Origin of the sequence: Nocardioides sp. WS12 (genome assembly GCF_014108865.1) — a bacterium.
Taxonomy (GTDB): Bacteria; Actinomycetota; Actinomycetes; order Propionibacteriales; family Nocardioidaceae; genus Nocardioides.
Genome location: NZ_CP053928.1, coordinates 1,972,775 through 1,985,466, shown reverse-complemented (window position 1 = coordinate 1,985,466; position 12,692 = coordinate 1,972,775). Strand labels below are relative to the sequence as shown.

Sequence of the window (12,692 nt, the reverse complement as noted above, 5' to 3'; positions counted from 1 at the left end):
TTAGCTGACGGCGTGGACCAGCGTCTCCTGCAAGAACCCGAGCCACTCGTAGATGTGGTGGGCCTGGGCACGCGGGTCCTCGTCGGGCAATGAGTCCCAGTAGTCCTCGTCGCCCTCCTCGACCTCGAGGCGGGTGCCGAGGGCGAGGCGCAGGTCGGTGAAGGAGCGCATCCAGATCAGCGCGGTCTCCTGGTCGAGCTCGACGTCGATGGTGAGGTCCTCGTCGGTCGGCTCCTGCGGCAGGCCGGCGTCCTCGAGTACGTCGATGATCGTGGCCGCGGCACGGGACTTCCCGTCGCGCAGGGCGCCCTCGGTGAACCGGCGGAACTCACCGGCCGACTCCTCGTCACCGCGATAGGCGTTGGGGAAGAGCCGCAACAGGACCGGGTCCTCGGGCTCGGTGGTCGGTCCCCTGAAGTCCAGCATCGCCTCCAGCGGATCCCGCGTCGCGGAGGGGATGGCCGACTCGTTGTGCAGCAGCTCCACGATCTGTGCAGCGAGCGAGCGCAGCAGGTCGGCCTCGAACACCGGGAAGGTCGCGTGGATGACCTTGCTCCGGCGATGCCGGACGAATCCAGACACGTCGCTCACTCAGCCTTCGACAGGGTGGCCCACAGGCCGTACTCGTGCATGGCCTGGACGTCGCGTTCCATCTCTTCGCGGGTGCCGGTGCTGACCACGGACTTCCCGTCCTCGTGGACCTCGTGCATCAACTTCTCCGCCTTCTTCTTGCCGTAGCCGAAGTGCTTCTGGAAGACGAAGGTGACGTAGGACATCAGGTTCACGGGGTCGTTCCACACGATCGTCACCCAAGGGGTGTCGAGTCTCGTGGTCGTGTCGAGGGAGAGGTCCTGCTCGACTCCCGGATCCACCTCGACAGGGCTCGCGGTTGTCACAGGACCATCGTGTCACAGCAGCGACAGCCGTCCGAACCCTCAGGTGCACCACTTGTCGGCCAAGGTGGTGACGACGTTGAAGTTGCGGTTGGTCGCCACCACGTGGAGGCCCTTCTCGGCCTTGAACGGGTCCACTCCCCCCGCCTCATAGCCCGGTCCGAGCAACACGTGCGCGGCGCGACCCCGCACGACGACGGCGTTGACGTCATCACTGCGCGCCTCGATCTCAGCCACCTTCGCGGCGTCCGGCTCATCCTTGAGGAGGTAGACGTAGTGCCGCTCGAGATCGTTGCGGGACGCGGTCAGTTCGCGCGCGTCTTCGGCGATGGCCGTGAGCTCAGCCGGCGTGAACACGATGGTGGGTACGGCGAAGCCGGTCTGCTCCTCGTACGCCTTCTCCAGCGCGGCCTCCACCTTCGCCCGCGACCTGAAGCCGATCGTCAGCCGGACGTTGCCGGTGTTGATGTGGGTGGCGACATCCGTGCCACCCGCGGCCTCCGTGGCCGTGATGATGTCGGCCTTCGGGAACTTCCGGTTCGGCCCGAGGTTGATGGCCCGCAGGAACGCGACGTACGACGGCATGGGCCCAGTCTCGCGCACGCCGCCGACACGCTCGGCGATGATGACGGCGTGACTCCCCTGACCGGCGCCGCCCGCGATCACCTGAGCGCGGCCCCGTTCACCTACACACCAGTTGGCGGGACGCCCCATCCCCAGCCGGGTTTCCAGCACCTCGAGCGCCGACTTCGGCTGGGACGCACTGACTTCCGGGGCGCGGCCGATGACCTGTCGCGGTGGCGGGTGCACGAGCGAGCCGGGCTGCACGTCGCGGCCTCGGCGGACCGCGCCGCGACGGACGTCGTGGTGTTGATGACGCTCGGCATCGGGCGAGCCGGGCTTCGCATCCCGTGCCGCGTCGTCGCCGTCATCGACGAGCCGGACCGCCAGGGCTTCTCCTACGGCACCTTGCCCGGGCACCCCGAGTGCGGTGAAGAACTCTTCGTCGTGGAGCGACAGCCGGACGGAACACTCGAGTTCGTCGTCACGGCGTTCTCACGGCCGGCGTCACTCCTGGCGCGCGCCGGCGGGCCGGCCACGCGATGGGCACAACGCGCCATGACCGACCGCTACCTGCGGGCGCTCGACCAGATCAGCTGAAGATCATGCAGCTCGACGTGGCGTACGCGACGAGGCGGTCCTGGCCGTCGTACAACTTCGCCTCGGCCAACGCCGTACGACGACCACGCTGGATCACCGAGCCGACGGCCCGGAGGCGGCCGGAGTCGACGGTGACGGCACGGAGGAACTTCACGGTGAGGTCGAGGGACGTGTAGCCCTCCCCGACCGCGAGCGTGGAGTGCACGGCGCAGCCGCAGGCCGAGTCGAGCAGCGTGGCGAAGACGCCGCCGTGGACGCTGCCGATCGGGTTGTAGTGGCGCAACTGCGGGTCGAGCTCGAAGATCGCCGAGCCGCGCTCGGGGACCTCGAAGCCGACGAAGCCGAGGGTGTCTGCGATCGGGGCCGGGGGCAGGTGGCCGTCGAGGATCGCGTGCAGCTGCTCGAACCCGTCGAGCTTCGCAACATCAATCTGGGTCTTGATCGCGGACTCAGTCATGACCTCATGGAACCAGTCCGAGGCTGAGTCTGTCAATGAGACCTAGATCGCTCTATGCTGGCCGCGTGAGCCCCCCCAACGCCGTCACCGACGCTCCCCCGGCCGCTCCCCCGGCCCTGGCCTGGTCGGTCGACAACTGCACCCTGGGCCGCGCCATGGCGATCCTCGGCGAGCGCTGGACGGTCGTCGTCCTGCGCGAGGTCTTCCTCGGCGTACGACGCTTCGACGACATCCGCCGCCATGCCGGCATCCCGCGGCAGGTGCTGACGAACCGGCTCGCGACGCTCGTGGACGAGGGCCTGCTCCGCAAGGAGCCGTACCGGCCGGACGGAGCGCGCACGCGCCACGAGTACCGGCTCACCGACAAGGGCCTGGAGCTCCAGCCGATCCTGCTGGCCATCACCCAGTGGGGCGACCGGCACCTCGCCGACCCCCAGGGCGCCCCGGTCGAGTTCATCCATCGCGACTGCGACGAACCGATCCACGTCGAGGTGCACTGCGCCGCCGGACACCACGTCGACAACCCCCGCCAGGTCGGCAGCCGATCCGGTCCCGGAGCCCGCCCCTTCTCCTGATCAGGAGGACTTGCGCATCGCCCATTCGCGGACGCGGTCGATCCGCTTCTGCAGTTGGTCGGCGTTCGCGACTGCGGCAGCGGGACCGCCGCACTCCTTGCGCAGCGCGGCGTGCGTGATGCCGTGCGCCTGGCCGGTGCGGTGATTCCAGGAGGCGACCAGCCCGTTGAGCTCGCGCCGCAGGACCGCGAGGTGTTCGTGGGTGGTGACGTCCGCGAGGGTGTCGGCGGGACGCTCGTCCTCGACCTTCTTCGGGCGACGGCGGTCGGCCTGGCGCTGCTGCAGCAGTTCGCGCATCTGGCCGGGCTCGAGCAGGCCGGGGATACCGAGGAAGTCCATCTCCTCGTCCGACCCCGACAGGACCTCGCCCTCGTGACCGAACTGCGCACCGTCGTACAACGCGTGGTCGAAGCGGGCCTCGGAGCCGAGCGCCTCGAAGGGCGTCGAGATGAGGTCGTCGGAGGCGGCGTCGCCGGCCTCGGCCTGGGCGAGCAGGTCGTTCTCGGCAGCGAAGATGTCGCCGTCGTCGTTGACCTTGCGACCGAGCACGTGGTCGCGCTCGACCTCGAGTTCGGAGGCGTAGGTCAGCAGGTTCGGCACGGACGGCAGGAACACCGACGCGATCTCACCGCGCGACCGAGCACGCACGAAGCGGCCGACGGCCTGGGCAAAGAACAGCGGGGTCGAGGTGGTGGTCGCCCACACGCCGACCGCGAGACGCGGCACGTCGACGCCCTCGGAGACCATCCGGACCGCGACCATCCAGCGCTTGTCGTTGTCGGTGAACTCGGAGATCTTCTTCGACGCAGCCTTCTCGTCGGAGAGGACCACGGTCGCCGCTTCGCCGGTGATCGTGCGGAGCAGCTTCGCATAGGCGCGAGCGGAGTCCTGGTCCGACGCGATGACGAGCCCACCGGCATCGGGGACGTGTCGTCGTACCTCCGAGAGGCGCTTGTCAGCAGCCGCGAGGACCGACGGCATCCACGACCCCGAGGGGTCGAGGGCGGTACGCAGCGCGTGCGCCGTCATGTCCTTGGTGAGCGGCTCGCCGAGACTGGCCGTGATCTCGTCGCCGGCGCGCGTGCGCCACTGCATCTCGCCGGAGTACGCCAGGAACAGCACCGGTCGGACCACGTGGTCGGCAAGCGCCTGGGCGTAGCCGTAGGTGTAGTCGGCGACCGAGGTCGGGACGCCGTCCTCGCCGGGCTGGTAGGTGACGAACGGGATCGGGTTCACGTCCGAGCGGAACGGGGTGCCGGTCAGCGCCAGGCGGCGGGCAGCGGGCTCGAAGGCCTCGCGTACGCCCTCGCCCCAACTGAGCGAATCGCCCGCGTGGTGCATCTCGTCGAGGATGACGAGCGTCTTGAAGCGCTCGGTGCGGATCCGCATCGCGAGCGGATTCACGCCGACACCGGCATAGGTGACCGCCACACCGACGTAGTCGCTGGCGATCTTGCCCTTGCCTGCGGAGTACGTCGGATCGATCGGCAGCCCGGCGCGCGCGGCCGCCTCGGCCCACTGCATCTTCAGGTGCTCGGTCGGCGCGACGATGATCAGCCGGTCGACGATGCGACGACCCAGCAGTTCAGCGGCCACCGTCAACGCGAAGGTCGTCTTGCCCGCTCCGGGGGTCGCGACCGCCAGGTAGTCCCGCGGATTGCGGGAGAGGTAGTCCTCCATGGCAGCCGTCTGCCAGGCGCGCAGTGATGGCGCCGTGCCCCAGGCTGCCCGTTCCGGCCAAGCCGGACCGAGCGAACTCACGAGTCCTTACCGGGCCCGTCTCCGGGGGTGTCCCCATCACTGAGGCCCTCCCAGATCTCCTTGCAGTCAGGGCAGACCGGGAACTTCTCGGGCGCGCGACTCGGCACCCACACCTTGCCGCACAGGGCGACGACGGGGGTGCCCATGACCATGGCCTCGGTGAGCTTCTCCTTCTCCACGTAGTGGGAGAAGCGCTCGTGGTCACCCTCGTCGGTCGGTACGGTCCGCCGCTCCTGGAGCGTGTCCGTGTCAGTCGAGAATCCGATGGTGGTCACGGGAGGAGAGTCTACTGGGCGTCAGTGCCCACCGGAGACATCGACATCAGCCGGAAGTTGCCGCCAGACGATGACGGCGACTGCCAACGTGATCAACGCCCCAGCAAGTCCGATCGCCCCGAAGGCGTCCGCGTACGACGCCAGGGCGGCCGCTTCGGCACGGGTGCCCAGCGCACCCGTGAGTGACTCGACCGCCGCATGGTCGGCGCCGGCCGGCAGACCCGCCCGGTAGACGATGCCGGCAAGGCTGCCGAGCACCGCGATGCCGATCACGCCACCGACCTCGTAGGACATCTCCTCCATCGCCGCCGCGGAGCCGGCCTGGTGGGTCGGAGCGCTGCCCATGATCAGGGCCGATGCCAGACCCAGTGCCGCCGTACCGAAACCGGCGAGGAGCAACGCGACCGCGACGCCGGCGTACGGCATCGGACGCGGCAGGAACCAGAGCACCAGCAGGCCGGCGGCGAGGATGACGAGTCCGCCGACGAGCACGTTGCGCGCACCCACGCGCGCAGCCAGGGCCGGCGCCAGCGGCGGACCGATCAGCCCACCGATGGCCATGGGGAGCAGTGCGACGCCGGCGAAGAGCGGCGTCCAGCCCTGCACGAGTTGCAGCCACTGCGCACCCACGAACAGCAGCGAGATCATCACGGTGCTGGTCACCAGCGCGACGAGCACGCCCGAACGGAAGACCGGGTTCGCGAACAGGCCGACGGCGAGCATGGGGTCGGGCTGGTGCAGGCAACGGCGAACGAACACGGCCACCAGCCCCACCCCGGCCAGCAGTACGACGACCGTGACCGGGTCGAGCCCGGACTTGCCGACGTGCTTGATGGCGTAGACCGTTGCGGCCATGCCACCGACGGACAGCAGGACTCCGGTGGCGTCGATCCGTCCCGGGCGATCCGAGCGGCTCTCGGGCAGCAGGACCCGGCCCGCGAGGAACGCGACGACCATCAGCGGGACGTTGACCAGGAACGCGGCCTGCCAGCTGTAGGCGTTGAGCAGCGCGCCCCCGATGATCGGACCAACCGCACTGCCGACGGCCGCCATCGACGCCCACAGGCCGAGCGCGAACGCGCGTTCGCGGGCGTCCGGGAACAGCGCACGGATCAGCGACAGCGTCGCGGGCATGATCATCGCGCCGCCGATACCGAGCAGCGCCCGCACTGCGATCACGTCACCCGGCGAGCGGGCAGCGAGGGCGGCCAGCGATGCCACGGCGAACACGACGAAGCCGGCCAGCAGCATCCGGCGGCGGCCCCAGCGGTCCGCGAGGGCGGCGACGGGGACGAGCAGACCGGCGAGCACGAGGGCGTAGACGTCGACGATCCAGAGCTGCGCGACGGCGCCGGCCTGGAGGTCGGCAGTCAGGTCCGGGAGGGCCACGTTGAGGACGGTCATGTCCATGACGACGACGAGGAGGCTTGCGGCGAGCACGGCCAGGCCGGCCCAGCGACGCGGGTCGGCGGTTGCCCGAACCTCGGGAAGGACGGCGGTCATCGCGCCACCCCGCCGTCGAGGAAGGTCGAGCGCACGAGCTCGATCGCGTCGCGGCGGGCGATGTCGCCGGCCACGAGCGCGTCGCGGACCGCGATCAGCAGGCCGTAGACGCTGTGCCCGAGCCAGCGCGCAGGCACGTCGGCGCGCAGGAGGCCCGCGCTCTGGGCCGCGGCGTAGACCGCGACCTCACGGGTGAAGAGAGCGTCGGCGCGCGCCTTGAGCGCCGGGTCGTTGACGACCGTGGAGTCGGTCAACGCGATGCCGAACTCCTCGCTGTCCGCGACGAACCGGCCGATCATGTCCTCCATGGCCGTGCGGATCCGGGCGGCGTCTCGGGATGCAACGGCGCCCTCGATGCCGACCTCGCCCAGGATCTCCTCCCATGCGTCGAGCGACCTGCTACCGATCTCGCGGAGCAGGTCCTCGCGGGTGGCGAAGTGCCGGTGGACGGTCGCGCGGCCGACGCCGGCTGCGGCGGCGATCTGGGCCATGGAGGCGGCGGGTTCGGTGGTGAGCAGGCGCTGGGCGGCAGCCAGCACGGTGTCGCGGGTCGACATGAGATCTCCTTGGGTGAGACATCACTGTCTCACATGAGACATCAATGTCTCAACTCGGAGAACCTCAGTTCAGCTCCGGGTCGATCGGACGCGTCGCGTGGAATGCCAGGTCGCCGGGCTGGCGGCGCAGGACCTGCCGCCACAGGTTCCGGGTCTCCTCGCCGAACACGTCGTCGACCTCGCCGGGGACGACGTACCAGGTGCCCTCGGCCACCTCCGCCTCGAGTTGGCCCACTCCCCAGCCGGAGTAGCCGGCGAAGATCCGGAGCCGGTCGACGGTGCCCGCGACGAGTTCGCGCGGGGTGTCGAGGTCGAGCAACCCGATCCGTCCGAAGCAAGGGCGGAAACCGGCGGCGCCCTCGCCACCGGGCACGGCAAGGGCCACGGCGATGGCGCCGTCCGTCGAGACGGGGCCGCCCTGGAAGAGCACCTCGGGCTCCTCGACGACGTCACCCCAGTCCCCCAGCACCTCGGAGACCGGCAGGGCCGTCGGGCGATTGAGGACGACACCGAGGGCGCCCTCCTCGTTCACGTCGAGCAACAGGACGACCGTGTCGACGAAGTTCGGATCCAGCAGGCCGGGAGTCGCGAGCAGCAGCCGACCCGCCGCCAGATCACTGGTGGGGGTGGGGTGTGACTCGCTCGCCATGTCCCCATCATTGCCCACCGGATTACCCACCGGGAACGATTCAGCCCCAGACCCGACGCGGCTGGGAGGGAGGGTGCGTCAGGTCCGGGGCCGAACTCAGGGGGTCGCGATCAGGCAGCGACCACGGCGCGCAGGCGCGCAATGAGCGTGCCGCGCGGCTCTTCGGGCTCCGCGTACTGAACGTCCGCGGAGATCATCGGGATACCGCGGTGCAGCAGGCGGGCCCGCTCCTCGATCTCCGAACCGACGCGACGGGCGGTCTCGTCCGCAATGGACGTCCGGCCCGCGTTGACGGCCAGGAGCTGCTGCTCCTTGAAGGCGGCCGAAGCCATGGCCGTGGCCATCGCGTCGTCGCTCGGGTTCGCGGAGTAGTGGTCGATGATCAACCGGACGCCGGCGAGCTCGTGGGCAGTGTTGCTCCACGCGATCGCGACGGCCTCGTCGAGGTCCATCGGCTGGTGGGCAAGCATCCGGTCGATCTGACCCGAGAGACGCGTGTGCCACTTGAGAGTGAGGGCGCCGAGCAGGTCGAGCTCGTCGCGGAAGCCCGTGGCGACGCCTTCGACGTCCATGGGCAACAGGCCGTCACGACGGACGGCCGAAGTCGCGATCACGGAGCGGAGGGTTTCGCCCCGTGAGTGAAAGGCCTTCCAGGTCATGGTCAGCTCCTTTGTCTTCTGTGCGGTTTCGAACACCGGAGGTACCCGACATACCGCTGGTACGTACTACGAGTATGGCCCAGACCGACGGTATGCCCAACGGCATGACACCGTGATCCCGAACACCCAGCCACGTGACCGCTGTCACCCCTGACCTGCGGTAATGCCTATGCTGGGCCCGTGGCGAAGTCGGTTTCCAAGTTGGTCCCCAAGGTCCCGGGCGGGTCCCTGCGGGCGTCGTACTCCGCCTCGACGAAGCGTGCGCTGGTCGACGTCGCCGAGAACCTCTTCGCCGAGAAGGGGTACGCCGGCACCTCGCTGGACGCCATCGTCAGCGGCGCGCGGGTGACCAAGGGCGCGCTCTACCACCACTTCTCCGGCAAGCAGGCGCTGTTCGAGTCGGTCTTCGAGCGCGTCGAGCAGGAGTCCGCCAAGCGGATCCAGAAGGCGCTGCGCAGTGAGCGCGACCCGTGGCTCAAGGCGCTGCTCGGCCTGCGTTCGTTCCTCGAGGTCGTGCAGGAGGGCACCTACCGCCGCATCGTGATCCAGGACGGTCCGGCCGTGCTGGGCTACGAGCGCTACCGCGAGCAGGAAGAACGCTCGACGTTCGCCAACATCGTGGAGATCCTGCGCGCCACCCTCGACGCCGGCAAGTGGGAGCTCGACGAGGAGATGGTGCAGACGTTCGCGCGGATCTTCTTCGGCGCGATGTCCTCGGCCGGGGAGACCGTCGCCACGGCCACCGACCCGGAGGCCGCCGCGGCGCGCGTGGAGACCGCGATCGGGTTCCTGCTGGCCGGCGTCCAGAGCCTCGTCGACCAGGGCATCGACATGCCCAGCGCGTTCTCCGGCGAGGACGAGCCCGAAAAATGACCAACGGCTGACCGGCAGTGCCGGCCAGCCGTCAGAGGGTCACTTGCCGAAGACGACCGATCCGCCGTTGGCGTCGGCCGGAACCAGCTCGATCCAGACCTTGCCCGCGGGCACGGTCAGCGGGCCGGCCGCCGTCTTGAGGGTGAGGGGCGCCCCGAGCTTGGCCTTGGCCCACTCGCCCTCGATCAGGTTGCCGCCGTGGAAGAGCTGCGCCGTGCCGCCGCCCTTGAACCTGCTCTCCGGCACGAAGTTGCCGGCCGGGTCGGTGTAGCCGGCGTCGACGACGTCGACCCGCAGCACCAGGACGGATGCGGGCTGGAACCGGTCGCCCTTCGCCGCGTTGGAGTTCTTGTTGACGTAGCGACCGTCGCGGAACACCCAGTTGGTGGTGTGGCTGCCGAAGTGAGCCGACAGCGTGCGGGCCGGGACGCCCACGGGCAGGTCCGCAGCCGTGCCCCACGGGAGGTAGTCGGCCGGACGCTCGTCCTTGCCGTCCTCCACCGCCTTGGCGACCTTCTTCAGGTTGGTGAAGAGGTTGTACGGCGCCGAGCGGCTGTTGTTCCGGTAGAAGCCGGGGCCGCCCTCCTGGAAGTACTTGATCTTGGCCTTGTTGATCCGGTCGATCGTGATCTGGGCCGCGCCGCTGGTGGTGATGACGCCGTCCACCGGGGACACGATGCCGATGTCGCTGGCGCGCATCGAGCGCACCGGACCGATGTCGGCAGGAAGCTGCGAGTAGTAGAACGCCGCCAGGCGGGTGATGCCGCCCTCGACCAGTTCCTCGACCACCAGGTCAGCCTTGCCGAGCCCGACCTGGGGCGCGCTGCTCGATGAGTTGTCGATCTTGGTGACGATGACCGGGTGGTCCAGCGCGACGCTCTCACCGGCCGGTGCCTCGATGCCGGTCAGCGGCCACGTCTCCGGGACCACGGGCTCCGGAGCGGCCGACGTCTCCTCATCGGGCGTCGACTCCTTCTTGGGGTCGTCACCGCCGCCACAGCCGGCAAGAACCAGGCTCAGGGCAATGAGGGAAGCGGGCAGGGCAGAACGAACCTTCGAGAAGCGCACGCTGCAAGTCTGGACCACGCCCCTCACGTACGACGGAGCCGCCCCCGCGTGTCGCGGGGACGGCTTCGTGATAGCTCGGACCCTCGGTGCCTGACGTGTCCGGTGCGTGCGATGGCAAGGCGGAGCCGCGCAGGCGACCTTCAAGCGGAGCGGGTCGTCAAGCGGCGACAACGCCGCCAGCGTGCGTGCCGGGCGCGTCAGGTGCCGAGGGAGATGCCGCCATCGACGTAAATGGTCTGGCCGGTGATGTACGACGACTCGTCGGCCGAGAGGAACGTGACGGCCGCGGCGATGTCCTCGGGGAAGCCGACGCGGCGGACCGGGTTGGCTTCGGCGTTGAGGCGGCGGAACTCGTCGACGTCCAGCTTCAGGCGGGCGGCGGTGGCGTCGGTCATCTCGGTGGCGATGAAGCCGGGAGCCACGGCGTTGGCGTTGATGCCAAACGGGCCGAGCTCGATGCCGAGGGTCCGGGTGAAGCCCTGGATGCCCATCTTCGCGGCGGAGTAGTTGGCCTGGCCGCGGTTGCCCAGCGCGGAGATGCTGGAGACGTTGACGACCTTGCCGTACTTCTGCGCGACGAAGTGCTTCTGGGCGGCCTTGGTCATCAGGAATGCGCCCTTGAGGTGCACACCCATGACGAGGTCCCAGTCCTCTTCGGTCATCTTGAAGAGCAGGTTGTCGCGGGTGATGCCCGCGTTGTTCACGAGGATGTGGATGCCACCGAGCTCGGTGACGATCCGCTCGACGCCGGCCTCGACGGATGCACCGTCGGAGACGTTGGCGCCGACGCCGATGGCCTTGGCGCCCTCGACGAGCGGCAACTTCGCGGCGGCCTCCGCAGCGGCGGCCTCGTCGAGGTCGACGATCGCAACTGAAGCGCCCTCCTCGGCGAACCGGGTGGCGGTGCCGAAGCCGATGCCGCGTGCTGCTCCGGTGATGACGGCTACGCGCCCGTCGAAACGACCCATGTGCTTACCTTTCAGCGGTTCCAGAAGACGATCGGCCGCAGCCTACGCGTCCAGTACGGCGCGCAGGCGTGCGGCCAGAGATGCGACGGGTTGACAGCGGTCGCGTGAACTTTGCGCAACGGTTCGCGGAGCCGGGCCGATGGCGCCCGTGGTGGTGGCAGCATGCGGAGGGCAGCCCACCCACCGTGCCCTCGGAGGCCCGCCATGAAGAAGCTCGCTCTTGCCCTGGTCGGAACCGTCGCCGCGGTCACCCTCGCCACCGGACCCGCGCCGGCCGCGCAGGCCGCCGGCGAGAGCTACTCCGCACCGTTGACGACGGCGATCGGGTCGCTCCCGGTCGCGACCGAGGTCCGCACCGGCTACGACCGGGCGAAGTTCGTCCATTGGATCGACGCCGACGGCGACGGATGCAGCACGCGCAACGAGGTGCTCGACGTCGAGTCCGAGAACAGCGTGACGTGCGGCAACCTCAGCGGCGGCCGCTGGTACTCCTACTACGACCGGGTGTCGTGGACGAACCCCTCCGATGTCGACATCGACCACATGGTGCCTCTCGCCGAAGCCTGGGACTCGGGCGCGCGAAGCTGGACCGCCGCGCAGCGCCAGGCCTATGCCAACGACCTCGGCGACAGCCGCTCCCTGGTCGGGGTGACCGACAACGTCAACCAGGCCAAGGGAGACCAGGACATCGCCGAGTGGTTGCCGACCTACGACAAGTGCCGCTACCTGCGCGAGTTCGTCGCCGTGAAGATTCGGTGGCGGCTCACGGTGAACTCGACCGAGAAGACCGCGATGCAGAACCTTGCTGCGGGATGCACCAACACCACCATCACGGTCACCCGCGCCATCTGACGTCAGCTCGAGGTCAGCGACGCCGCGATGCGCGCCGCGTAGTCACGCGGCTCCCCGTCGGCGTACTTGCGGCGGGGCCAGAAGAACCCGCGCAGCCCGTCGCCCTTGGTCCGCGGCACCACGTGCAGGTGCAGGTGCGGGACCGACTGGCTGACGGTGTTGTTGATGGCGACGAAGCTGCCCTGCGCGCCGAGGCCTTCGACCATGGCGGTCGCCAACCGTTGCGCGGCCGAAAGGAACCCGTCGCGTTGATCGGCCGGGAGGTCGGGCAACGTGACGACGTGTTCGCGGGGCACCAGCAGGACGTGCCCCTTGAAGACAGGCCGCCGGTCGAGGAACGCCAGGAAGTCGGGCTCCTCGAGCACGACGTCCGCCGGCAACTCCCTCGCGACGATGGAACAGAAGACGCAATCGGCCACTGCCCGAGACTAGTGCCGAACC

Annotated in this window: 17 protein-coding genes; 4 read left to right on the top strand and 13 right to left on the bottom strand. The window is 69.3% G+C overall.

Going from position 1 to position 12,692, the window contains the following annotated elements; translation table 11 throughout:
• The 3 genes from HRC28_RS09565 to HRC28_RS09555 form a co-directional block, all read right to left on the bottom strand.
• Positions 1-582 (bottom strand): DUF2017 domain-containing protein, encoded by a 582-nt coding sequence (locus HRC28_RS09565; RefSeq protein ID WP_182379873.1) that lies wholly within the window; start codon positions 580-582, stop codon positions 1-3.
• Positions 583-587: 5 nt separating this feature from the next.
• Positions 588-872 carry an ATP-dependent Clp protease adapter ClpS gene (gene clpS, locus HRC28_RS09560; protein WP_237111845.1) on the bottom strand — a complete coding sequence of 95 codons (285 nt, stop codon included), beginning with the start codon at positions 870-872 and terminating at the stop codon, positions 588-590.
• A 63-nt stretch (positions 873-935) separates the two neighbouring features.
• A complete protein-coding gene (locus HRC28_RS09555; protein ID WP_182379871.1) occupies positions 936-1,478 on the bottom strand; it encodes a DUF1697 domain-containing protein in 543 nt (180 codons plus the stop codon).
• A gap of 48 nt (positions 1,479-1,526) precedes the next feature.
• Here HRC28_RS09555 and HRC28_RS09550 point away from each other — a divergent pair, with 48 nt between their 5' ends.
• The gene (locus HRC28_RS09550) at positions 1,527-2,054 is read left to right on the top strand and encodes a DUF1990 domain-containing protein (protein WP_182379870.1); all 528 of its coding nucleotides are present in this window, start codon (positions 1,527-1,529) and stop codon (positions 2,052-2,054) included.
• Here HRC28_RS09550 and HRC28_RS09545 read toward each other — a convergent pair.
• Positions 2,047-2,511, bottom strand: coding sequence for a PaaI family thioesterase (locus HRC28_RS09545; protein ID WP_182379869.1), 465 nt, complete (start codon positions 2,509-2,511; stop codon positions 2,047-2,049). The two genes, HRC28_RS09550 and HRC28_RS09545, sit on opposite strands and share 8 nt — an antisense overlap.
• Before the next feature lie 65 nt (positions 2,512-2,576).
• Between HRC28_RS09545 and HRC28_RS09540 the strand changes: the two genes are divergently transcribed.
• Entirely contained in the window at positions 2,577-3,086 is a 510-nt protein-coding gene (locus HRC28_RS09540) for a helix-turn-helix domain-containing protein (protein ID WP_237111769.1), read from the top strand.
• Here HRC28_RS09540 and HRC28_RS09535 read toward each other — a convergent pair whose 3' ends face one another.
• The 6 genes from HRC28_RS09535 to HRC28_RS09510 all read right to left on the bottom strand — a co-directional run bounded on the left by HRC28_RS09535 (position 3,087) and on the right by HRC28_RS09510 (position 8,490).
• Positions 3,087-4,847 carry a DEAD/DEAH box helicase gene (locus tag HRC28_RS09535; protein WP_182379867.1) on the bottom strand — a complete coding sequence of 587 codons (1,761 nt, stop codon included), beginning with the start codon at positions 4,845-4,847 and terminating at the stop codon, positions 3,087-3,089.
• Positions 4,844-5,113 (bottom strand): DUF3039 domain-containing protein, encoded by a 270-nt coding sequence (locus tag HRC28_RS09530; protein ID WP_202033399.1) that lies wholly within the window; start codon positions 5,111-5,113, stop codon positions 4,844-4,846. Before HRC28_RS09530 ends, HRC28_RS09535 begins: the two co-directional genes overlap by 4 nt.
• Before the next feature lie 30 nt (positions 5,114-5,143).
• Positions 5,144-6,625 (bottom strand): MFS transporter, encoded by a 1,482-nt coding sequence (locus HRC28_RS09525; RefSeq protein ID WP_182379865.1) that lies wholly within the window; start codon positions 6,623-6,625, stop codon positions 5,144-5,146.
• The gene (locus HRC28_RS09520; protein WP_182379864.1) at positions 6,622-7,182 is read right to left on the bottom strand and encodes a TetR/AcrR family transcriptional regulator; all 561 of its coding nucleotides are present in this window, start codon (positions 7,180-7,182) and stop codon (positions 6,622-6,624) included. Before HRC28_RS09520 ends, HRC28_RS09525 begins: the two co-directional genes overlap by 4 nt.
• Before the next feature lie 64 nt (positions 7,183-7,246).
• The gene (locus HRC28_RS09515; RefSeq protein ID WP_182379863.1) at positions 7,247-7,831 is read right to left on the bottom strand and encodes a YqgE/AlgH family protein; all 585 of its coding nucleotides are present in this window, start codon (positions 7,829-7,831) and stop codon (positions 7,247-7,249) included.
• A 110-nt stretch (positions 7,832-7,941) separates the two neighbouring features.
• Positions 7,942-8,490 (bottom strand): hypothetical protein, encoded by a 549-nt coding sequence (locus HRC28_RS09510; protein WP_182379862.1) that lies wholly within the window; start codon positions 8,488-8,490, stop codon positions 7,942-7,944.
• 180 nt (positions 8,491-8,670) lie between these two features.
• Between HRC28_RS09510 and HRC28_RS09505 the strand changes: the two genes are divergently transcribed.
• Entirely contained in the window at positions 8,671-9,363 is a 693-nt protein-coding gene (locus HRC28_RS09505; RefSeq protein WP_182379861.1) for a TetR/AcrR family transcriptional regulator, read from the top strand.
• A 39-nt stretch (positions 9,364-9,402) separates the two neighbouring features.
• On the opposite strand, the gene HRC28_RS09500 is transcribed toward HRC28_RS09505, so the two are convergent.
• Both HRC28_RS09500 and fabG read right to left on the bottom strand, forming a co-directional pair.
• Positions 9,403-10,431: a DUF3048 domain-containing protein gene (locus tag HRC28_RS09500; protein WP_182379860.1), complete on the bottom strand. Its 1,029-nt coding sequence runs from the start codon at positions 10,429-10,431 to the stop codon at positions 9,403-9,405.
• Positions 10,432-10,628: 197 nt separating this feature from the next.
• Positions 10,629-11,399, bottom strand: coding sequence for a 3-oxoacyl-ACP reductase FabG (gene fabG, locus HRC28_RS09495; protein WP_182379859.1), 771 nt, complete (start codon positions 11,397-11,399; stop codon positions 10,629-10,631).
• A 204-nt stretch (positions 11,400-11,603) separates the two neighbouring features.
• Between fabG and HRC28_RS09490 the strand changes: the two genes are divergently transcribed.
• Positions 11,604-12,251, top strand: coding sequence for an HNH endonuclease family protein (locus HRC28_RS09490; RefSeq protein ID WP_182379858.1), 648 nt, complete (start codon positions 11,604-11,606; stop codon positions 12,249-12,251).
• 2 nt (positions 12,252-12,253) lie between these two features.
• On the opposite strand, the gene HRC28_RS09485 is transcribed toward HRC28_RS09490, so the two are convergent.
• Positions 12,254-12,670 (bottom strand): HIT family protein, encoded by a 417-nt coding sequence (locus HRC28_RS09485; protein ID WP_182379857.1) that lies wholly within the window; start codon positions 12,668-12,670, stop codon positions 12,254-12,256.
• Positions 12,671-12,692: the final 22 nt, after the last annotated feature.